The organism is Achromobacter sp. HZ34 (assembly GCF_002209485.1).
GTDB lineage: Bacteria > Pseudomonadota > Gammaproteobacteria > Burkholderiales > Burkholderiaceae_B > Bordetella_C.
Genome location: NZ_NJIX01000001.1, coordinates 1,396,464 through 1,418,259 on the forward strand (window position 1 = coordinate 1,396,464; position 21,796 = coordinate 1,418,259).

The window sequence follows — 21,796 nt, forward strand, 5'->3', positions numbered from 1 at the left end:
TGCGTGAGCAGCAAGGATGCCGCCGCCCACGGGCTCCCGAGTTGGGATTCCCACGCCATCCGGATGGGAAATTTCTCAACCCCCTGTCGGCACCTTCCCTAACCCTGAAAAAGTGGGGGAACGCGGGCCATCGGGCCGGCTTCCGCCCTGCCGCCGCCAAGCAGGCTAAAATCGCGGGTTCAGTCAATAAAACCGCCTTAGGATTGCCATGGAAGCCGAACGTCAGAACCAGCTCGCCGCCCGCCTCGCCGACTACGCCGAGCGCGAACGCGCGCTTCGGAGGTATCTTTGACTACGATGCCAAAGATGAGCGTCTCCAGGTCGTAAACGCCGAGCTGGAAAATCCTGAAGTCTGGAACGACCCCAAGCACGCCCAGGATCTGGGCCGCGAAAAGAAAAGCCTGGAAGACGTCGTTGGCACGCTGTCCGCATTGGGCAGCGGCCTGGCGGACTCCAACGAGCTGTTCGAACTGGCCGCGGCCGACGCCGACGACGCCACGCTTGAATCCATAGAACTGGACGCCGACGCGTTCCAGGAAAAGCTGGAAGGCCTGGAATTCCGCCGCATGTTCTCCAACCCGGCCGATCCGCTGAACTGCTTCCTGGACATCCAGGCGGGCGCCGGCGGTACCGAAGCGCAGGATTGGGCGTCCATGCTGCTGCGCCAATACCTGAAGTATTGCGAACGCAAGGGCTTCAAGACCGAAATCCTGGAAGAGTCGGAAGGTGAAGTGGCCGGCATCAAATCGGCCACCATCAAGATCGAAGGCGAATACGCTTTCGGCTACCTGCGCACTGAAACCGGCGTGCACCGCCTGGTGCGCAAGAGCCCGTTCGACTCCTCGGGCGGCCGCCACACGTCCTTCGCCAGCGTGTTCGTCTACCCCGAGGTGGATGAATCCTTCGAAGTCGACGTCAACCCCGCCGACCTGCGCATCGACACGTATCGCGCCAGCGGCGCCGGCGGCCAGCACATCAACAAGACCGATTCGGCGGTGCGTATCACGCACAACCCGACCGGCATCGTCGTGCAGTGCCAGAACGACCGTTCCCAGCACCGTAACCGCGCCGAAGCCATGCAGATGCTGAAATCGCGCCTGTACGAGCTGGAGATGCGTAACCGCATGGCGGAACAGCAGAAACTGGAAGACTCCAAGACCGACGTGGGCTGGGGCCACCAGATCCGTTCCTACGTGCTGGACCAGAGCCGGATCAAGGACCTGCGCACCAACGTGGAAATCTCCAACACCCAGAAGGTGCTGGACGGCGACCTCGACCCCTTCATCCAGGCCAGCCTGAAGCAAGCGGTTTAAGACCGACCGCGGCGCCCCTGGCGCCGCGGCGGCAGCTTTTCCCGACGAACCCCCTTTTTGTCAGATCAACAAGGACCCGGCATGCCATTAACCTCTGTCGTCCTCACCGGCGCCTCGCGCGGCATCGGCGCCGCCCTGGCCCGTGCCCTCGCCAAACCCGATGTGCAACTGATCACGCTGGCGCGCCGTACCGACGCCGAGCTGCAGGCACACGCCGAGGCCCAAGGCACCCAACTGACGCAGATCGCCGTGGACCTGTCCGACCTGGCCGCGGCCGGTGACGTCGGCGCCCGTGTCGCCGCCGCACTGCCGCGCGACGCTGCCCGCTATCTGTTGATCAACAATGCCGGCACGGTGCAACCCGTGGCCCGCGGGGATCAGCTGGACGATGCCGCCGCCATCACCACCGCCTTCAACCTGAACGTCAGCGCCGTGATGCTGCTGACCGCGCGTTTCCTGGCCGCGACTCAAGGTACCGAAGCCGACCGCCGCATCCTCAACATTTCCTCGGGCGCCGGCCGCAATCCCAACCCGGGCTGGGGTGTCTACTGTGCCACCAAGGCGGCACTGGACATGTACACCCGAGTGCTGAAGCAGGAACAAGGCGCCGACGGCGCGCGCGTGGTGTCGCTGGCCCCCGGCGTGGTCGACACGGACATGCAGGTCGCCATTCGCGGCAGCGATCCGGCCGCCTTCCCTGCCCTGTCACGCTTCCAGGACATGCACGCCAGCGGCAAGCTGTCCGCGCCGACCAACGTCGCCGCGCGGATCGCCGCCTATCTCGACCGTGACGATTTCGGCCAGACCGAAATCGACGACATCCGCAATTACGACTGAACCCCGCCATGACCGATACTTCGACCGCCAATCCCGCGCAAGACGAAAACCGCCTGATCGCCGAGCGCCGCGCCAAGCTTGCCAAGCTGCGTGAAAACGGCGTCGCCTTCCCCAACGACTACGTCCCCGATGCGCACGCGGACGAACTGCACGCCGAGTACGACGACAAGGACCAGGAAGCCCTGGCCGCCACGGCCCGCGTGGCCAAGGTAGCCGGCCGCATGATGCTCAAGCGCGTCATGGGCAAGGCCAGCTTCGCCACGCTGCAGGACGCCACCGGCCGCATCCAGATCTACCTGGACCGCGGCACGCTGGGTGAAGAGCCCTACGCGGCTTTCAAGACGTGGGATATCGGCGACATCATCGCGGTCGAAGGCACCATCTTCAAGACCAACAAGGGCGAACTGTCCATCCACGCCACGCAGGCCCGTTTGCTGTCGAAGTCCCTGCGCCCCCTGCCGGACAAGTTCCACGGTGTGGCCGACCAGGAACTGCGCTATCGCCAACGCTACGTCGACCTGGTGATGACCGAAGAGACGCGCCGCACGTTCGCGGCGCGCAGCAAGGCCATCGGCGGCATCCGCCAGTTCATGCTCGACGCCAATTTCCTGGAAGTCGAAACGCCGATGCTGCACCCCATTCCCGGCGGCGCGGCGGCCAAGCCCTTCATTACGCATCACAATGCGCTGGACATGCAGATGTTCCTGCGTATCGCGCCCGAGCTTTACCTCAAGCGCCTGATCGTCGGCGGCTTCGAGCGCGTGTTCGAAATCAATCGGAATTTCCGCAACGAAGGCGTCAGCCCGCGGCACAATCCCGAATTCACGATGATGGAGTTCTACGCGGCCTTCACGGACTACCGTTGGCTGATGGACTTCACCGAACAGCTGATCCGCCAGGCCGCCATCGCCGCCGCCGGCAGCGCCGTGCTGACGTACCAGGAGCGCGAACTGGACCTGTCGCGTCCCTTCGACCGCCTGACCATCTGCGAAGCCATCCTCAAGTACGCGCCGGGCTACACCCAGGCGCAGCTGGACGATATCGCCTTCGTGCGGGCCGAGCTGAAGAAGCTGGGCGCCAACGTCGACAACGCGCCGCTGGCGCGCGCCGGCCTGGGCGCGCTGCAACTGGCGCTGTTCGAAGAAACCGCCGAAGCCAAGCTGTGGCAGCCGACCTACATCATCGACTATCCCGTCGAGGTCTCGCCGCTGGCCCGCGCGTCGGATACGCGCGAAGGCATCACCGAACGCTTCGAACTGTTCATCACCGGCCGTGAGATCGCCAACGGCTTCTCCGAGCTGAACGATCCCGAGGACCAGGCCGAGCGCTTCCGCGCCCAGGTCGAAGCCAAGGACGCCGGCGACGAAGAAGCGATGTTCTACGACGCCGACTACATCCGCGCGCTGGAATACGGCATGCCGCCCACGGGTGGTTGCGGCATCGGCATCGACCGCCTGGTCATGCTGCTCACCGACAGCCCCAGCATCCGCGACGTCATTCTGTTCCCGCACCTGCGACGCGAAGACTGAGCCTGAGCGCTCGGCCACTGTCCGTTGCAGTGAAATGGCCACCCGAAGGGGTGGCCATTTTTGCGTCCGGTGAAGCATCCCTGCAAAATCACCCACCCAGGCGTTGCAACCGTAGCTCCATCGCCTGTGCCCATCGGCGTGCGACCGCGGGCGACGTGGCGCAGGACGCCGTCGCGGTGACCACCCGTACCGCACGTTCCAGCAGCTGGATATCGGCCTCATGCTGCCGCGCCACATGCGGATCCTCGAAAAAGATCACCCGCTGGCACTGATGCTCCAGTACCAGCTCACCGATCTGCGCATCACCGCCCAGCGGCCCGCTCAGGTAGCGATGCACCCAGGGCTTGTCCGACGGCCAGCCGCGCGACCAAGCCAAGTCGTTCAAGCGGCCACCGGTGGTCCCCGTCGCCACCCGGCGCGCAAAGCGCGACAACAGATCGAAGTGCGTATCCGCGAAATCGACCATCTGGTCCTTCAACGCATCGTGCGCGATCAAGGCCACCGTCTGGCGCGAAAAATCCAGCAGGCGTGTAGCCCCGGGGTCCGGCGCCAGCCCCGCCAACACCCGCTCGACCTCCACCCACTCGATGGCCCCCGCCAGCGTCGACACGAACGGCTTGCCATGCGTAATGCACTGCCGCTTGAGCGCCAGCGCCTCGGGGAAAATCGACGAAGGATCGACCGGGTCGATCAGGTAGATGGCCCCGTCGAATGGCTGGCTGCCATCGCGCCCTTCCGTGACGCGCGCCACCAGCTTCATCAAACCGCCTTCGCGGCCATATGGGTAGCGAATCAGGCCAGCGTAACCTTGCAACATGCCCTCGCGCGAAATCGCATCGTGCGTGCGGCCCACCGTGTAAAGCTGGATGCCCATCTCGCGGATGGAACCCGAACAGGCGCGCAACCAGTCGAACAAGGCCGCATTGGGCGCCTCGTGGTGCAGCCGGTTCGCTGCCAAGCCAAAACGCAAGGTCGGAAGGGACATGAATCGCTCGCTTGATGAGAGTGGCGCCGTGCTTTTCCCGGAATACCTGGGCCAGGCCAGCACCCATCCGGCAAAACGCAAAAAGGCCGGCTGTCCTCAGGGAACAGCCGGCCTGCATGATACCGCCGCGCGCGGGCAAATACTTGCCGCGACCTCCTGCCTCAGGCAGCCTCGTCTATCCAGGCTTGCTGGATGGCTTCCAGGATTTTTTCCCCCGAGCGGGCGGGATCATCCTCGAATTCCGGCAGGGCAATCACCATCTCGCGCAGTTGTGTGAAACGCACGGTAGACGGATCCACGTCCGGATGGGCGTCGTACAGGGCCTCGGCAATCTGTAGCGTGTCGATCCATTTCATCAATGGTTCTCCTTGGCATGATTGATCGTGTAGCGCGGAATTTCCACGGTCAGGTCGGCGTCGGCGATCTGGGCCTGGCAGGCCAGGCGCGAGGTCGACGACAGGCCCCAGGCCTTGTCCAGCAGATCTTCCTCGGAATCAGTGGCCTCTTCCAGGGAGTTGTATCCTTCGCGCACGACTACATGGCAAGTGGTACAGGCGCAGGACAGCTCGCAGGCATGCTCCAGCTCGATATGGTTGTCCAGCATCACGCGGCAGATCGACACCCCGCGCGGGGCATTTTCGATGACAGCGCCCTCGGGGCAAACGTCGGGATGGGGTAGAACTGTAAGTTTGGGCATATGAAAAAACTCAGGCGATTTCGTCCAGCTTGCGGCCCGACAGAGCGCGGCGGATGCTGCGGTCCATGCGGCGGGCGGCGAAGTCCTCGGTAGCGTCGGACAAGGCCTGCACGGCCGCACGCACGGCGTCGACATCGGTCGCTTCCCGGGCCGCGGCGGCACCGGCAAGGGCCGTGTCCACCTTCGCGCGTTCGTCGGCGTCCAGCAGGTCACCATCGGCGGCCAGCGCGGCCTGCACAGATTCCAGCAGTTGGCGGGCCTCGACCTGTTGTTCACGCAGCATCCGGGCCTGCGCATCGGCGTCGGCCTGGTCCACGCTATCGGCCAGCATGCGGGTGATTTCCTCGTCGGACAGCCCATAGGAAGGCTTGACCGTCACCGAGGCTTCCACGCCAGTGCTCTGTTCCCGCGCCGTCACACCCAACAACCCATCCGCGTCGACCTGGAAGGTCACCCGAATGCGCGCCGCGCCCGCCACCATGGGCGGAATCCCGCGCAATTCGAAACGCGCCAGCGAACGGTTGTCGGTCACCAGTTCACGCTCGCCCTGCAGCACGTGGAAGCTCATCGCCCCCTGCCCGTCCTTGAACGTGGTGAATTCTTGCGCCCGCGCCACGGGAATGGTGCTGTTGCGCGGGATGATGCGCTCGACCAGCCCGCCCATGGTTTCCAGGCCCAGTGACAGCGGAATCACGTCCAGCAACAGCCAGTCCTCGCCCGGCGCGCGATTGCCCGCCAGCAGATTGGCCTGCAACGCCGCGCCCAGCGCCACCACCTGATCCGGATTCAGATCCGTCAGCGGCGTCTGCTTGAAAAACTCGCCCACCTTGCGGCGCACGACCGGCATGCGCGTGGCGCCGCCGACCATCACGACACCGCGCACCCCGGCCTTGTCCAGATTTGCATCCTGCAGGGCGCGCCGCGCGCAAGCCAGCGTACGATCGATCAGGCCGGCGGCCATGTCTTCGAATTGCGCGCGCGTCAGCGGCTGGCTGAGTTGCCGGCCATCCTGCAGGCGCACATCGACCGTGGTCGTTTCGGCATCGGTCAAGCGCTCACGCGCCGCTTTCGCGGCAACCGCCAACGCGCGCCGGTCATGCCGCGACCAGCTGGCGCCGTCCAGCGCGTCCAGCGCGTAGGCAACGATCAAGCCGTCGAAATCGTCCCCGCCCAAAGCGGTATCGCCACCCGTGGCGATTACCTCGAACACGCCCTTGGTCAGCCGCAGCACCGATATATCGAAGGTACCGCCGCCCAGGTCATACACGGCGTACACCCCTTCCGCGGCATTCTCCAGCCCATAGGCAATGGCGGCCGCGGTGGGTTCGTTGAGCAGGCGCAATACATTCAGCCCCGCCAGACGCGCCGCGTCGCGCGTGGCCTGGCGTTGCGCATCGTCGAAATACGCCGGCACGGTGATCACCGCGCCCACCAGCTCGTCGCCCAATACTGCCTCGGCGCGCACGCGCAGGCGTTCCAGGATGTGGGCCGACACCTCGACCGGGCTCAGCTCGCCCTGCACGGTGCGCAAGCGCGCCATGCCGGGGGCATCGACGAAGTCGTAGGCGGCACCGCTGGCGCGGGCGTCATCGGCCGAGCGGCCCATGAAGCGCTTGACGGAAACAATGGAATTGGCAGGATCTTCGGCCTGCGACGTCAGCGCGTCGTACCCGACCACGCGCTGCCCATCGGCCAGGTAGCGCACCGCGGACGGCAGCAAGGCACGGCCTTGTTCGTCCGGCAGCACTTCGGACACGCTGCTGCGCACCGCCGCCACCAGGGAATTGGTTGTACCCAGGTCTATCCCCACCGCCAGCTTGCGCTCATGGGGCGCGGGCGATTCACCGGGTTCTGAAATCTGCAATAGAGCCATGATGGATTCGTATCGTTGAACGGCGCCGGCCAGGGCCGAAACGCCGTTGCGCAGCCCCGCGACACCGCGGAGCCGTCATCGCTAATCGGCCGGATGCCCGGACTGCACCGCCTGCGCCACTTCCTGGCTCATCTTGCGCACGAACATCCATTCCCGGACTTTCGCGCCCGCCGCCGCAGCGTCCCGGCGAGTGTCCAGCAAGTCCGCAAGGGTGGCCTGCATGGCCGCATCGGCTTGCTCCAGCTCCCCGCGCAAGGCATCGAAGGCGTGCGCATTGCCGCGGTCGGCACGCGCCTCGTCCAGCATCTCACGCCATTCCATCTGCTGCATCAGGAAAGCGCGGTCCATGGAAGTGTTGCTCTCGGTCTGCAAATCTACGCCAGCTTGCTCGCACAGATAGCGTGCACGCAGTTGCGGGTCGCGCAGGGTCCGATAGGCCTCGTTGGCGCGGGCAGCCCATTGCATGGCGACACGCTTCTCCGCGGCGGAAGCCGTGGCGTAGCGATCGGGATGCACTTGCGCCGCCACGGCGCGCCAGGACTGCTCCAGGGCCTGGTTATCCAGGGCGAAACGCGCCGGCAGGCCAAACAGGCTGAAATGATCGTCAGCGGCCAACACTACACCGTGAACGACTCGCCGCAGCCGCAGGTCGCCTTTTCGTTGGGATTACTGAACTTGAACCCTTCGTTCAGGCCTTCGCGGGCGTAGTCGAGTTCGGTGCCGTCGATATACGACAAGCTCTTGGGATCGACGAACACCTTGACCCCGTGGCTTTCGAACACCTGGTCGGCCGGGTCCGGCGCATCCACGTATTCCAGCTTGTAGGCCATGCCCGAGCATCCGGTGGTCCTGACGCCCAAGCGCAAGCCCACACCCTTGCCGCGGCGCTGCAAATAGCGGTCGATGTGGTTCGCCGCCTGCTGAGTGAGCGTAACAGCCATGGTCAGTTCACCGAGTGCTTTTCTTTGTAATCCTGGACAGCCGCCTTGATGGCGTCTTCGGCCAGGATCGAACAGTGGATCTTCACCGGCGGCAGCGCCAACTCTTCGGCGATCTGCGTGTTGCGGATGCTCATCGCCTCGTCCAGCGTCTTGCCCTTGACCCACTCGGTAACGAGCGAGCTGGAGGCAATCGCCGAGCCACAGCCATAGGTCTTGAAGCGCGCGTCTTCAATGACGCCGTCGGCGCCGACCTTGATCTGCAGCTTCATGACGTCGCCACAGGCGGGCGCGCCCACCATGCCCGTTCCCACCGTGCTGTCGCCCTTTTCGAACGAACCGACGTTGCGGGGGTTTTCGTAGTGATCCAGAACTTTTTCGCTATATGCCATGATGTTTTCTCCCACTTCGCTCGGGGCGAAGCTTACCGATATCTTGGATTTAGTGGGCAGCCCACTGCACGGAATTCAGGTCGATGCCATCCTTGGCCATTTCCCACAGCGGCGACATGTCGCGCAGCTTGCCGACGCGGCTCTTGAGCAGATCGATGGTGAAATCGATTTCCTGCTCCGTGGTGAAACGGCCGATGGTGAAGCGGATCGAGCTATGCGCCAGCTCGTCGTTGCGGCCCAGGGCGCGCAACACATAGGACGGCTCCAGGCTCGCGGACGTGCAGGCGGACCCGCTCGACACCGCCAGTTCCTTCACCGCCATGATCAAGGATTCACCTTCCACATAATTGAAGCTGACGTTCAGGTTGTGCGGCACGCGTTGGTCCATGTCGCCGTTGAGGTAAACCTCTTCGATCTGCGACAGCCCGGCCCACAGACGATCGCGCAGCATGCGGATGCGTTCGTTTTCGGTGCCCATCTCTTCACGCGCCAGGCGGAAGGCTTCGCCCATGCCGACGATCTGATGCGTCGCCAGCGTACCCGAACGGAAACCGCGCTCGTGGCCACCGCCGTGGATTTGGGCTTCGATGCGCACACGCGGCTTGCGTCGCACGTACAGCGCGCCGATACCCTTGGGGCCGTACGTCTTGTGCGCCGAGAACGCCATCAGGTCGACTTTCAGCTTCTGCAGGTCGATTTCAACCTTGCCGGTCGCCTGCGCGGCGTCGACATGGAAAATGATGCCCTTCTCGCGGCAGATCTCACCCAGCGTTTCGATGTCCTGGATGACGCCGATTTCGTTGTTGACCATCATCACCGAAACCAGGATGGTGTCCGGCCGCAACGCAGCCTTGAACACGTCCAGATCGATGAGGCCGTTGTCCAGCACGTTCAGATAGGTCACTTCGAAACCCTGGCGCTCCAGTTCGCGACAGGTATCGAGCACAGCCTTGTGCTCGGTTTTCACCGTGATGATGTGCTTGCCGCGCTCGGCGTAGAAATTCGCCGCACCCTTGATCGCCAGGTTGTCGGACTCCGTAGCGCCCGAAGTCCAGACGATTTCGCGCGGGTCGGCATTGACCAGCTTGGCAACCTCTTCACGAGCGCGCTCGACGGCGTCTTCCGACTCCCAGCCGAAGGCGTGGCTACGCGAGGCCGGATTACCGAAATTTTCGTACAGCCAGGGCACCATCTTGTCGACCACGCGGGGATCGACAGGAGTGGTAGCGGAATAATCGAGATAAATGGGACGAGTGGTCATCTTGGTACAGCTCCTGATCTTTGTATCTTCACGCAGCCGCCACGGCGCCACCAGGTGCGGTCGTCGCCGTACCCGAACTGGTGTTGCCGGGCACGCGATTCACGCGCACCGTGGAATTCTGGGTGGTGTTATTCGCCTCTTGCAGCTGGCGTACGCGCTGTTGATCGACCAGATCCTGCAAGGAGACGGAGTCGAGGTAATCGACCATCTTGCGGTTCAGCGTCGCCCACAGTTCGTGGGTCATGCACTTGCCCGACTTGCCGTCCTTGCCGCTCGTACAGTCCTGCTTGCCGCCGCAGCTGGTGGCGTCCAGAGGCTCGTCCACGGCAAAAATGATGTCCGCGACGGTGATGTTGCGCGCCAGGCGGGCCAGAGAATAGCCGCCGCCAGGGCCGCGCACGCTGTCGACCAATTCATGGCGACGGAGCTTGCCGAACAATTGTTCGAGGTACGAGAGAGAAATATTCTGACGCTGGCTGATGGCCGCGAGAGTGACCGGACCGCTATGCTGCCGCATAGCCAAGTCGATCATGGCAGTCACCGCGAAACGCCCTTTGGTGGTCAACCGCATGGTGGGTTTCCTAAAGTCCGGTGGGGAAGCGCAGGGAAGCCGGGAGGGGTAAATGCAAAACTGCTGGATGCAAAACTATGACCCGAACCAATACCTGAGCAATTACGTCAAGTATACCCAATTCCCGACTAAATTGGTACAGAAACCCTGGCGACACCAGGGGTAGCTCTGCCGTAGCGCTGGCCACGGTCAGCTCGCCGCGGAAGACGCGGCGGCCGGACGTAAAAACGGCGGCTAGCGCCGCCGTTCAGTCCCTGCCCCGTGCCGTGCTGTCGCCCGAGGCCGGTTTTCCCTGTGTCTTATGCCGCCTGATACTGGGTCGCGCGCTTGCGCACCAGTTCAAGCAAGCCCTGACAGGCGTCTTCCAGATAATCCAGGACCTTGCCGAAGCCTTCCGGGCCGCCATAGTACGGATCGGGCACGGTGGCCTCTTCGTACTCATTCGCAAAGCGCATGACCAGATTCAGCTTGTGCTGATACGCCTTGGGGCACTGACGCTGCAAGTCGGACAAGTCTTCCCAATCCATGGCGAGGATCAGGTCGTACTCACGAAAATCATCCGGCAAAACCTGGCGGGCTTCGCGATGGTTGATTTCATAGCCGCGCTTGCGAGCAGCCGCCTGGGCGCGAGCATCGGGCGCCTCGCCAATATGGAAAGCATGCGTTCCGGCAGAGTCGACGCGCACGACTTCACCGAGTCCGGCGTCGTTGATCAACTGACGGAACACACCTTCTGCGCTCGGCGAGCGACAGATGTTGCCCTTGCAAACGAAAAGTACCTTGGTCATCATGTGTGCTAGTCTGCGGGAAAACCCGCAAGAAGGCAAGCTTTTTTTGCCGGTCGGCCAACCGGATCCAAACTGCCTCCAGACCAATAATCCCAATAAAATTAATTACTTATTTATAAAAACTAAGGGACCGATTGATGATCTGCATCCCTGGCTTGATCGAAGTTGACATTTTGCTGACACAGAGCGAACAGCTGTAATAAGTGCTGAAGGCCGCTACACCGCACCATCCAGCAGGATCCTGTCCTTCAGCGCATTCAAGGTGTCGCGTGCCGCTGCTGCCTGCTCGAACTCCAGGTTGCGGGCGTGGTCCATCATCAGTTTTTCCAGGCGCTTGATTTCCTTCGCCACGGCCTTTTCGTCCTTCAGGACCGACGCCGGCAATGCATCTTCGAGCGTCGAATGCTGCTGCGGCGCTACAACACCGTCGATCAGTTCGCGCACCGCCTTCGTGACGCCACGTGCCGTGATGCCATGCTCCGCGTTGAAAGCTTCCTGTTTCTGGCGGCGCCGCTCGGTTTCGCTCATCGCGCGGTGCATGGAGTCGGTGACCCGGTCCGCATAAAGGATGGCGCGACCATTCAGGTTGCGCGCCGCGCGTCCGATGGTCTGGATCAGGCTGCGCTCCGACCGCAGGAAACCTTCCTTGTCGGCGTCCAGGATGGTAACCAGGGACACTTCCGGAATGTCCAGGCCTTCGCGCAGCAGGTTGATACCTACCAGCACATCGAAAACGCCCAGGCGCAGGTCGCGGATGATTTCCACCCGTTCCACCGTATCGACGTCCGAGTGCAGGTAGCGCACGCGTACACCGTGCTCCGACAGATAGTCCGTCAGATCCTCGGCCATGCGCTTGGTCAGCGTGGTGACCAGCACCCGCTCGCTGACGGCCACGCGCAGCTTGATCTCGCCGAGCAGATCGTCCACCTGGGTACGCGCCGGGCGCACCTCCACAATAGGATCGACCAGGCCAGTGGGCCGCACCACCTGCTCCACCACGTTGTCGGTATGCTCGTTCTCGTAGGCGGCCGGCGTGGCGGAGACGAATACGCACTGGCGCATGCGCGTCTCGAATTCCTGCAATTGCAGGGGCCGGTTATCCATCGCGGACGGCAGGCGAAAGCCGTAATTGACCAGGGTTTCCTTCCGCGACCGGTCGCCGCGATACATGCCCCCGAGCTGGCCGATGGTGACGTGGCTTTCGTCGATGAACATCAGGGCGTCGGCCGGCAGGTAGTCGATCAGCGTGGGCGGCGGCTCCCCCGCCGCGGCACCGGACAAATGGCGCGAATAATTCTCGATGCCTTTGCAGAAACCCAATTCCTGCAGCATCTCCAGGTCGAAACGGGTGCGCTGTTCCAGGCGCTGGGCCTCGACCAGCTTGCCGTCGTCCACAAAGAACTTGGACCGTTCGCGCAGCTCTTCCTTGATGGTCTCGATAGCGCGCAGCACGGTGTCGCGCGGCGTCACGTAATGCGACCCCGGATACACGGTGAAGCGTGGCACCTTGTGCCGCACCTTGCCGGTCAGCGGATCGAACAGCTCCAGCGTTTCCACCTCGTCATCGAACAAGGTGACGCGCAACGCCAGCTCGGCACTTTCCGCCGGGAAAATGTCGATGGTTTCACCACGCACGCGGAAAGCGCCGCGCGTGAACTCGGCATCGTTGCGGGTGTATTGCATCGATACCAGGCGGGCGAGGATTTCCCGCCGCGCCAGGCGGTCACCCGCGCGCAAAATGAGCACCATGGCGTGATAGTCGCCAGGGTTGCCGATACCATAGATGCACGACACCGTACCGACGATGACGGTGTCGCGGCGCTCCAGCAGACTTTTGGTGGCCGACAACCGCATCTGCTCGATGTGCTCGTTGATCGACGAGTCCTTTTCGATGAACAGGTCGCGCGTCGGCACATAGGCTTCGGGCTGGTAGTAGTCGTAATACGAGACGAAGTACTCCACCGCATTGCGGGGGAAGAACTCACGCATCTCGGAATACAGCTGAGCCGCCAGCGTCTTGTTCGGTGCCAACACCAAGGCCGGTCGTCCGAGACGGGCAATGATATTGGCCATGGTGTAGGTCTTGCCGGAGCCCGTCACGCCCAGCAAAGTCTGGTACATGAGGCCATCCTGTATGCCTGCCGTCAACGCATCGATGGCGTTGGGCTGGTCACCGGCTGGTGGGTAAGGCTGAAACAGCTGAAAAGGGCTGTTGGGGTACTCGACGAATCCAGGTGAGGACATGCTAGACTGTCCAAGGGCAAACCCCTGATTATCCGCCGCACTGCCCGCTGCGTCCACCCTTCCTCTGTTCGATCCGATGACCACTCTTTTCGACTCCGTAGAGTTAGCACCCCGTGACCCCATTCTGGGCCTGAACGAGCAATACAACGCCGACACGCGTCCCGGCAAGGTCAACCTGGGCGTGGGCGTGTATTACGACGACGCCGGCCGCATCCCCCTGCTGGCCGCAGTGCGCAAGGCGGAAACCGCCCGTATCGAAGCCGCCGCCGCGCGCGGCTACCTTCCTATCGAAGGGATTGCCGGTTACAACAAGGGAGCGCAAGCCCTGCTCCTGGGCAGCGACTCGCCCCTGGCCGCCGCCGGCCGCGTGCTGACGGTCCAGGCCCTGGGCGGTACCGGTGCGCTGAAGATCGGTGCCGATTTCCTGCGCCAGCTGCTGCCGGGCGCCAAGGCCTATATCAGCGATCCCAGCTGGGAAAACCACCGCGCCCTTTTCGAGCGCGCCGGTTTCACCGTTGAAAACTATACGTATTACGACGCCGCCACCCGTGGCCTGAATTTCGAAGGCATGCTGGCCAGCCTGAAAGCCATGCCGGCGCAAAGCGTGGTCGTGCTGCACGCCTGCTGCCACAACCCGACCGGCGTCGACCCCACCTTCGAACAGTGGCAGCAGATTGCCGCCGTCGTGAAGGAACGTGGCCTGGTGCCCTTCCTGGACATCGCCTACCAGGGTTTCGGTGAAGGCTTGCAGGAAGATGCCGCGGTCGTGCGCCTGTTCGCCGATCTCGACCTCACCATGCTGATCAGCTCGTCGTTCTCGAAGTCGTTCTCGCTGTACGGCGAACGCGTCGGCGCCCTGACGGCTGTCGCCGGCAACAAGGACGAAGCCACTCGCGTGCTGAGCCAGCTCAAGCGCGTCATCCGTACCAACTACTCCAACCCGCCCACGCACGGCGGCACGGTGGTGGCTTCGGTGCTGAACTCGCCCGAGCTGTTCGCCCTGTGGGAAGAGGAACTGGCCGGCATGCGCGACCGTATCCGCCTGATGCGCGCGCAACTGGTCGAGAAGATCAAGGCCGCCGGCGCCACCCAGGACTTCAGCTTCGTGCTCAAGCAGCGCGGCATGTTCTCGTACTCGGGCCTGACCTCGGCCCAGGTGGACCGCCTGCGTGAAGAACACGGCGTGTACGCGGTGAGCAGCGGCCGTATCTGCGTGGCTGCGCTGAACAGCGGCAACATCGACAAGGTGGCCAAGGCCATCGCCGAGGTGTTGAAGGGCTAAGCGCCATCGAGGGATGCAGCCCGGCTGCTCCCTCGACCCTGCTCGATGAAAGGACTTGCGCGATGCGCAGGTCCTTTTTTTCGTCCCGACCCGGCGTATCCAGCACGCCTTTGGAAAAAGCTTGCAATTCCAAGCTATGTCCCCCAAAATTCCAAGCTGTATATCCATACAGCCCGAAGATTCCTGGAGACGGACGCATGGCTACGAAACTCACCGAACGTCAGCAACAGATTCTCGATCTGATTCGCGAGACGCTCGCCAGCACCGGCTTTCCTCCTACCCGCGCTGAAATCGCCCAGGCCCTGGGCTTTCGTTCGCCCAATGCCGCGGAAGACCACCTGAAGGCCCTGGCCCGCAAGGGCGCCATCGAACTGACCGCTGGCGCATCGCGCGGCATACGCTTGAAGGACGCGCCCGTGGGCGTACAAGCCATGCTGCCCTTGCCGTCGCTGGCGCAGCTGTTGCTGCCCTTGATCGGCCGCGTTGCCGCCGGCAGCCCCATCCTGGCGGCCGAGCATGTCGAACGCGACGTCGGGGTGGACCCAGGCCTGTTCGCGCAACGGCCCGATTACCTGCTGAAGGTACGTGGCATGAGCATGCGGGACGCCGGCATCCTGGATGGCGACCTGCTGGCCGTCAAGAAAGCCGGTGAAGCGCGTGACGGGCAGATCGTCGTGGCACGTATCGACGACGACGTCACGGTCAAGCGCCTGCAGCGCCAGGGCGGCCGCATCCAGCTACTGCCGGAGAACCCGGATTTCGAACCCATCGTCGTTCAGAATGGCCAGGAGTTCGCGCTGGAAGGCATCGCCGTCGGGCTGATACGCACGCAAGCTTTGCATTAAGCCAGGGCGGCAGCAAACAAAAAGGCGAACCTTGCGGTTTGCCTTTTTCTTGCACGGACGGGGCCGGGGCCCCTTCCCTGCATACCTGCTTAGTGCTTCGTCACCGGATCGGCGGCGGTTTCACCAGCGGGCTGCGTCGACACCAAGGGCTTGTCCTTGGATTCTTCTTCAGCCAGGGGCTCGGGCGCACGCTCGAGTGCCAGTTCCAACACTTTGTCGATCCAACGCACCGGCACCACTTCCAGGTGGTTCTTCACGTTGTCCGGAATCTCCGCCAGATCCTTGACGTTTTCTTCAGGGATCAGCACGGTCTTGATGCCGCCACGGTGCGCCGCCAGCAGCTTTTCCTTCAAGCCGCCGATGGCCAGCACTTCGCCACGCAGGGTGATTTCACCCGTCATGGCTACGTCCGCGCGCACCGGGATACCCGACAAGGCGGACACCATTGCCGTGGTGATGGCGATACCCGCCGAAGGACCATCCTTGGGCGTCGCGCCTTCCGGCACGTGCACGTGCATGTCGCGCTTCTCGAACACGCTGTCGGTAAAGCCCAGGCGGCGGGCGCGCGAGCGCACTACCGTACGGGCCGCTTCGACCGATTCCTTCATCACATCGCCCAGCGAACCGGTGCGCTGGATGGCGCCCTTGCCAGGCATGTCGGCGACTTCGATGGTCAGCAGATCGCCACCCACCTCCGTCCAGGCCAGGCCAGTCACCTGACCCACCTGGTTTTCCTTCTCCGCCATGCCGAAGGAGTAGCGGCGCACGCCCAGGTAGTCGTTCAGGTTTTCGGCCGTGACGACCACGCCCTGTGCCACCGGCGCAGCAGCGCCCTTGGCGCCCTTTTCCGCGGCCGCATCGCGCTTGGTCAGCAATTCCTTGACGACCTTGCGGCAGATCTTGCCGATTTCACGCTCCAGCGCCCGCACACCGGCTTCGCGGGTGTAGTAGCGGACGATATCGCGCAAAGCCGATTCATCGACGGCCAGCTCGCCGTCTTTCAGGCCGTTGTTCTTCAACAGCTTGGGCAGCAAGTGGTCGCTGGCGATGTGCACCTTTTCGTCTTCGGTGTAACCCGACAGGCGGATCACTTCCATACGGTCCAACAGGGCCGGCGGAATGTTCAGCGTGTTGCTGGTCGCCACGAACATCACGTCGGACAGGTCGAAGTCGACCTCGACGTAGTGATCCTGGAAGGTGTGGTTCTGTTCCGGATCCAGCACTTCCAGCAGGGCCGACGAGGGGTCGCCACGGAAGTCCATGCCGAGTTTGTCGATTTCATCCAGCAGGAACAGCGGATTGCGCACGGCAACCTTGTTCATGTTCTGCAGGATCTTGCCCGGCATGGAACCGATATAAGTACGGCGATGCCCGCGGATTTCCGCTTCGTCGCGCACGCCGCCCAAAGCCATGCGAACGAACTTGCGGTTCGTTGCCTTGGCGATCGACTGGCCCAGCGAGGTCTTGCCGACGCCCGGAGGGCCGACCAGGCACAGGATGGGCGCCTTGACCTTGTCCACGCGCTGCTGCACGGCCAGATATTCGAGGATGCGTTCCTTGACCTTGTCCAGGCCATAGTGGTCATCGTCCAGCACCGATTCGGCGTTGGAAATCGAATTATTGACCTTGCTCTTCTTGCGCCACGGCAGATTGATCAGCGTGTCGATGTAGTTGCGCACCACGGTGGCTTCAGCCGACATGGGCGACATCAGCTTGAGCTTCTTGAGCTCGGAATCGGCCTTCTTGCGCGCGTCCTTGGGCATGCGGGCAGCGACGATCTTCTTTTCGAGCTCCTCGATGTCCGCGCCTTCCTCGCCTTCACCCAGTTCTTTCTGGATGGCCTTGACCTGTTCGTTCAGGTAGTAATCGCGCTGGCTCTTCTCCATCTGCTTCTTGACGCGGCCACGGATACGCTTTTCGACCTGGAGGATGTCGATTTCCGTTTCCAGCTGGGTCAGCAGACCTTCCAGACGCTCGGCGGTGCCGAAGATTTCCAGCATCTTCTGCTTCTGTTCGAGCTTGAGCGGCAGATGCGCGGCGATGGTATCGGCCAGGCGGCCGGCATCGTCGATTCCAGCCAGCGAGGTCAGGATCTCGGGCGGAATCTTCTTGTTCAGTTTTACGTATTGCTCGAACTGGGCCACGATGGCGCGGCGCAGCGCTTCGGTTTCCGAGCCCTGCGAAGCATCCTGCTCGATGGGCACGACTTCGCAGGTGAAATGCGAGTCGACGTCCTCGATGCGGGTGATGCGGGCGCGCTGCGAACCCTCGACCAACACCTTGACGGTGCCGTCGGGCAGCTTGAGCATTTGCAGAATACCGGCGACGCACCCGATTTCGTAGACGTCCTCGGGCGAAGGATCATCCTTGCCAGCGGATTTCTGCGCAACCAGCATGATGCTCTTGCCAGCTTCCATGGCGACTTCCAGCGCCCGAATCGAGCGGGGACGTCCCACGAACAGAGGAATGACCATGTGCGGAAACACGACTACATCGCGCAGCGGCAACAGTGGCAGGTCGATAGGTTCGGAAGGCAGGGTCTGCGTACCAGACATAGAGTATTCCTCGGTATGACAGTCGGAGATGCTATCGGCGTGCCCGTAGGAACGATCCTGTCAAACATCAGTTACGACCGATATGGGAACGATAGCTTAATTTTCAAGCCCGCGGCCCCACCCCGGCAAAATGAATGAAAAAACCCGTAGAACACTACGGGTTTCTCACACGAGAGGAACTCAAGCAGCCGCGTCGCGGACTTCGCCTCGTTCCGGCTTGGCAGGCTGACTGGCGTCATCGGCATAGATGAGCAGCGGCTGGCCATCGCCGTCGATGACGTTGTCATCCAAAACGACTCGGCTGACGTTGCCTTGGGAAGGCAACTCATACATGGTGTCCAACAAAGCCGACTCCAGGATGGAACGCAGGCCGCGGGCACCGGTTTTGCGCTTGAGCGCCTTGCGCGCGATAGCCTTTAGAGCCATCGGACGCACATCCAGTTCCGCCCCTTCCATCGCAAACAGTTTTTGGAACTGTTTGAGCAGCGCATTCTTGGGCTCGGTCAGAATCTGCACCAGGGCAGCCTCGTCCAGCTCGTCCAGGGTAGCGACCACCGGCAGACGGCCGACCAGTTCGGGGATCAGGCCGAACTTGATCAGGTCTTCCGGCTCGGCTTCGCTGAACAGTTCGCCGACACCACGTTCGGACTTGGCCCGTACCGACGCCGAGAAACCGATACCCGATTTTTCCGTACGGTCGCGAATCACCTTTTCCAGGCCATCGAAAGCACCGCCGACGATGAACAGGATATTGGTGGTATCGACCTGCACGAAGTCCTGGTTCGGATGCTTGCGGCCACCTTGCGGCGGCACCGAGGCAACCGTGCCTTCGATCAGCTTCAGCAGCGCCTGCTGTACACCCTCGCCCGACACGTCGCGGGTGATGGACGGGTTGTCCGACTTGCGCGAAATCTTGTCGATTTCGTCGATGTAGATAATGGCGCGCTGCGCCTTTTCCACTTCGTAATTGCAGTTCTGCAGCAGCTTCTGGATGATGTTCTCGACGTCCTCGCCGACATAACCCGCTTCCGTCAGCGTGGTTGCATCGGCCATGACGAAGGGCACATTCAGCATGCGCGCCAGCGTCTGCGCCAGCAGCGTCTTGCCCGAACCCGTAGGCCCGATCAGAAGAATGTTGCTCTTGGACAGCTCGACCTCGTCGCCCTTCAGTTCACCGTGGCGGATGCGCTTGTAATGGTTGTACACCGCGACCGCCAGCAAGCGTTTCGGGCCGGTCTGGCCGATGACGTACTGGTCGAGGAAAGTCTTGATTTCGGCCGGCGTGGGCAGTTCCGAACGGATGGCTGCGCGCGCCGTGGCCTGTGCCTCTTCACGAATGATGTCGTTGCAGAGGTCTATGCACTCATCGCAGATGAACACGGACGGGCCCGCAATCAGCTTGCGGACTTCGTGCTGGCTCTTGTTGCAGAATGAGCAGTGCAGGACCTTTGCGTCTGCCGATCCCTTTTTTTCAGGCATAAATATCTCTGGTGACGGCGGACAGCCGAATCAACGGCTGCCCGCGCTACGCTGGCTCGAAAAATATGACGGCTTGGTCCAGGACCCGCGGGAAACTTTAACGCTCTTCCGAACGCGAGTTCAGGACCTTGTCCACGAGTCCATACGATACCGCATCTTCCGCGGACATGAAGTTGTCACGCTCCGTGTCTACTTCGATGCGTTCGATGGGCTGCCCGGTGTTCTCGGACAGGATGCGGTTCAGGCGGCTACGCAAATCCAGGATCTCGCGCGCCTGGATCTGGATGTCGGTAGCCTGGCCCTGCGCACCGCCCGAGGGCTGGTGGATCATGATGCGGGAATTGGGCAGCGAGTAACGCTTGCCCTTCTTCCCCGCCGCCAGCAGGAAGGCGCCCATGCTGGCCGCCAAGCCGGTGCACAGCGTGGACACATCCGGTTTCACGAAGTTCATCGTGTCGTAGATGGCCATGCCGGCGTACACCGATCCGCCCGGCGAATTGATATAGAACGAGATGTCCTTATCAGGATTTTCCGACTCCAGAAACAGCAGCTGCGCGACGACGAGGTTGGCCGAATTGTCATTGACGGGGCCGACCAGGAAGATGACACGTTCGCGCAGCAGGCGCGAATAGATGTCGTAGGCGCGCTCACCGCGCCCCGACTGCTCGATGACCATGGGGATATAACCCAGGCCAGTGGGCGTCACCGAAGCGCCGCCGTGCATTGCCGCATAGAAATCGGTAAATCTTTCCATCAAGCCATCCCCATCAACTGATCGAAAGGCAGTTGCTCGTCGGTCACCTTGGCCTTTTCGAGCACATGTGCCACCACATTGTCTTCCACGACGATCGCCTCGATTTCGGCGCGGCGCTGACGGTCAGCCAGGTAGTAGCTGACGACCTGGGCCGGTTCCTCGTAGTTCTGGGCGAATTCTTCGATGCGCGTACGCACCTGTTCCGGCTTGGCTTGCAGGTTGTTCTGCTTGACCAGTTCGGATACCAGCAGACCCAGGCGCACGCGGCGCTCGGATTCGGTGGTGAAGGCTTCGGGCGGGATCGGCACCGACTCGGCGTTGGGGATGCCACGCTGCTTCAGTTCCTCGCGAGCGGCGGCAACGCGGGTTTCCACGTCGCTGTCGATCAGGGCCTTGGGCACATCGAACTTGGCGGCTTCGACCAGGGCGTCCATGACGCTGGTCTTGGTCCGGCCCTGCACGCGCACCTTGGCTTCGCGCTCGACGTTGCCGCGGATGTCAGCCTTGAGCTTTTCGACATCGCCTTCGGCCTGGCCCAGCGACTTGGCGAACTCGCCGTCGACGGTGGGCAGCACGGCTTCGGCAACTTCCTTGACCGTGATGGTGAACTCGGCGGTCTTGCCGGCCACTTCAACGCCTTGGTAGTCAGCCGGGAAGGCCAGCGGAAACACCTTGCTTTCGCCAGCCTTCAGGCCGGTCGCGGCGGCTTCGAATTCGGGCAGCATGCGGCCCTGGCCCAGCACGAAGGGGAAGTCTTCCGCCTTGCCGCCTTCGAACGGCACGCCGTCGATGGTGCCGGCGAAGTCCAGGGTCACGCGGTCGCCATCCTGGGCGGCGCGGCCTTCGCGGGCTTCGTAGGTGGCGCGCTGCTTGCGCAGGACGTCCAGCGTGCGGTCGACTTCGGTGTCGCCCACGGGGCTTTCGTAGCGGGTGACGGTCAGCGCGCCCAGGTCGGGCAGCGCGACTTCAGGATAAACCTCGAACGTGGCGCTGAAGGCCAGCGTGTCGTCAGCCACGCCTTCAGTCTTGGGTTCGAGCTTGGGCGAACCGGCGATGCGCAGTTGCGCGCCATCGACGGCCTGCTCGAAAGCACGGCCAACCAAGGAATTGATGACGTCATAGCGGATGCCAGGGCCGTGGCTGCGTTCGAGCATGGCCAGCGGCGCTTTGCCGGGACGGAAGCCGGGTACCTTGGCGGTACGCGCAACGCGCTTCAATTGCGCCTGAACTTCTTTTTCGACGTCTGCCAGGGGAACGGACAGATCGACGCGGCGCTCCAGGCCGGAGAGGGTTTCAACCACAGGCTGCATTAGAAAAGACCTATATTGCGAGTGAATGGACGAAGGTGGATCGAGAATCAACCGCCCATTTTACCGGAAAAAGAAAAGCCCTCCGTACTGGGAGGGCCGGGACGCAGGATGCCCCGCCGGAGCGCCGCTGGGTCAGCGGCGTC

At 62.7% G+C, this 21,796-nt stretch carries 20 protein-coding genes; 5 read left to right on the forward strand and 15 right to left on the reverse strand.

Annotated elements, in window-relative coordinates; genetic code table 11:
- Positions 1-208: 208 nt before the first annotated feature.
- The 3 genes from prfB to lysS all read left to right on the forward strand — a co-directional run bounded on the left by prfB (position 209) and on the right by lysS (position 3,679).
- A protein-coding gene (prfB, locus tag CEY05_RS05920; protein ID WP_143220287.1) for a peptide chain release factor 2 occupies positions 209-1,313 on the forward strand; the annotation gives its coding sequence in 2 pieces (ribosomal slippage) (positions 209-289 and positions 291-1,313; 1,104 coding nt in all).
- A gap of 81 nt (positions 1,314-1,394) precedes the next feature.
- Positions 1,395-2,150, forward strand: coding sequence for an SDR family oxidoreductase (locus CEY05_RS05925; RefSeq protein WP_088596494.1), 756 nt, complete (start codon positions 1,395-1,397; stop codon positions 2,148-2,150).
- Positions 2,151-2,158: 8 nt separating this feature from the next.
- Entirely contained in the window at positions 2,159-3,679 is a 1,521-nt protein-coding gene (gene lysS, locus CEY05_RS05930; protein WP_088596495.1) for a lysine--tRNA ligase, read from the forward strand.
- 88 nt (positions 3,680-3,767) lie between these two features.
- Here the strand turns inward: lysS and CEY05_RS05935 are convergent, their stop codons facing one another.
- The 11 genes from CEY05_RS05935 to uvrB all read right to left on the reverse strand — a co-directional run bounded on the left by CEY05_RS05935 (position 3,768) and on the right by uvrB (position 13,428).
- Entirely contained in the window at positions 3,768-4,664 is an 897-nt protein-coding gene (locus tag CEY05_RS05935) for a methylglyoxal synthase (protein ID WP_088596496.1), read from the reverse strand.
- Between the two features lie 161 nt (positions 4,665-4,825).
- Entirely contained in the window at positions 4,826-5,020 is a 195-nt protein-coding gene (gene iscX, locus CEY05_RS05940) for a Fe-S cluster assembly protein IscX (protein WP_088596497.1), read from the reverse strand.
- Positions 5,020-5,361, reverse strand: a complete 342-nt coding sequence (fdx, locus tag CEY05_RS05945) for an ISC system 2Fe-2S type ferredoxin (RefSeq protein ID WP_088596498.1) — start codon at positions 5,359-5,361, stop codon at positions 5,020-5,022. Before fdx ends, iscX begins: the two co-directional genes overlap by 1 nt.
- A gap of 10 nt (positions 5,362-5,371) precedes the next feature.
- Complete coding sequence (gene hscA, locus CEY05_RS05950) at positions 5,372-7,234, reverse strand: Fe-S protein assembly chaperone HscA (RefSeq protein WP_088596499.1); 1,863 nt, start codon at positions 7,232-7,234, stop codon at positions 5,372-5,374.
- Between the two features lie 81 nt (positions 7,235-7,315).
- Positions 7,316-7,849, reverse strand: a complete 534-nt coding sequence (hscB, locus tag CEY05_RS05955; protein ID WP_088596620.1) for a Fe-S protein assembly co-chaperone HscB — start codon at positions 7,847-7,849, stop codon at positions 7,316-7,318.
- 2 nt (positions 7,850-7,851) lie between these two features.
- The gene (iscA, locus tag CEY05_RS05960) at positions 7,852-8,175 is read right to left on the reverse strand and encodes an iron-sulfur cluster assembly protein IscA (protein WP_088596500.1); all 324 of its coding nucleotides are present in this window, start codon (positions 8,173-8,175) and stop codon (positions 7,852-7,854) included.
- A gap of 2 nt (positions 8,176-8,177) precedes the next feature.
- On the reverse strand, positions 8,178-8,564 hold the full coding sequence (gene iscU, locus CEY05_RS05965) for a Fe-S cluster assembly scaffold IscU (RefSeq protein ID WP_088596501.1): 387 nt from the start codon (positions 8,562-8,564) through the stop codon (positions 8,178-8,180).
- Between the two features lie 49 nt (positions 8,565-8,613).
- Entirely contained in the window at positions 8,614-9,825 is a 1,212-nt protein-coding gene (locus tag CEY05_RS05970) for an IscS subfamily cysteine desulfurase (RefSeq protein WP_088596502.1), read from the reverse strand.
- Positions 9,826-9,853: 28 nt separating this feature from the next.
- Entirely contained in the window at positions 9,854-10,396 is a 543-nt protein-coding gene (gene iscR / locus CEY05_RS05975; protein WP_088596503.1) for a Fe-S cluster assembly transcriptional regulator IscR, read from the reverse strand.
- A 299-nt stretch (positions 10,397-10,695) separates the two neighbouring features.
- Complete coding sequence (locus CEY05_RS05980) at positions 10,696-11,187, reverse strand: low molecular weight protein-tyrosine-phosphatase (protein ID WP_088596504.1); 492 nt, start codon at positions 11,185-11,187, stop codon at positions 10,696-10,698.
- Between the two features lie 213 nt (positions 11,188-11,400).
- Positions 11,401-13,428 (reverse strand): excinuclease ABC subunit UvrB, encoded by a 2,028-nt coding sequence (gene uvrB / locus CEY05_RS05985; protein WP_088596505.1) that lies wholly within the window; start codon positions 13,426-13,428, stop codon positions 11,401-11,403.
- Between the two features lie 76 nt (positions 13,429-13,504).
- Between uvrB and CEY05_RS05990 the strand changes: the two genes are divergently transcribed.
- Positions 13,505-14,710: an amino acid aminotransferase gene (locus CEY05_RS05990; RefSeq protein ID WP_088596506.1), complete on the forward strand. Its 1,206-nt coding sequence runs from the start codon at positions 13,505-13,507 to the stop codon at positions 14,708-14,710.
- A 197-nt stretch (positions 14,711-14,907) separates the two neighbouring features.
- The gene (lexA, locus tag CEY05_RS05995; protein WP_088596507.1) at positions 14,908-15,555 is read left to right on the forward strand and encodes a transcriptional repressor LexA; all 648 of its coding nucleotides are present in this window, start codon (positions 14,908-14,910) and stop codon (positions 15,553-15,555) included.
- A gap of 89 nt (positions 15,556-15,644) precedes the next feature.
- Here lexA and lon read toward each other — a convergent pair whose 3' ends face one another.
- The 4 genes from lon to tig form a co-directional block, all read right to left on the reverse strand.
- On the reverse strand, positions 15,645-18,110 hold the full coding sequence (gene lon / locus CEY05_RS06000; protein WP_088596508.1) for an endopeptidase La: 2,466 nt from the start codon (positions 18,108-18,110) through the stop codon (positions 15,645-15,647).
- 180 nt (positions 18,111-18,290) lie between these two features.
- Entirely contained in the window at positions 18,291-19,589 is a 1,299-nt protein-coding gene (clpX, locus tag CEY05_RS06005) for an ATP-dependent Clp protease ATP-binding subunit ClpX (RefSeq protein WP_088596509.1), read from the reverse strand.
- A 97-nt stretch (positions 19,590-19,686) separates the two neighbouring features.
- A complete protein-coding gene (gene clpP / locus CEY05_RS06010; RefSeq protein WP_088596510.1) occupies positions 19,687-20,343 on the reverse strand; it encodes an ATP-dependent Clp endopeptidase proteolytic subunit ClpP in 657 nt (218 codons plus the stop codon).
- Positions 20,343-21,653 carry a trigger factor gene (gene tig, locus CEY05_RS06015; RefSeq protein ID WP_088596511.1) on the reverse strand — a complete coding sequence of 437 codons (1,311 nt, stop codon included), beginning with the start codon at positions 21,651-21,653 and terminating at the stop codon, positions 20,343-20,345. Before tig ends, clpP begins: the two co-directional genes overlap by 1 nt.
- Positions 21,654-21,796 lie beyond the last annotated feature (143 nt).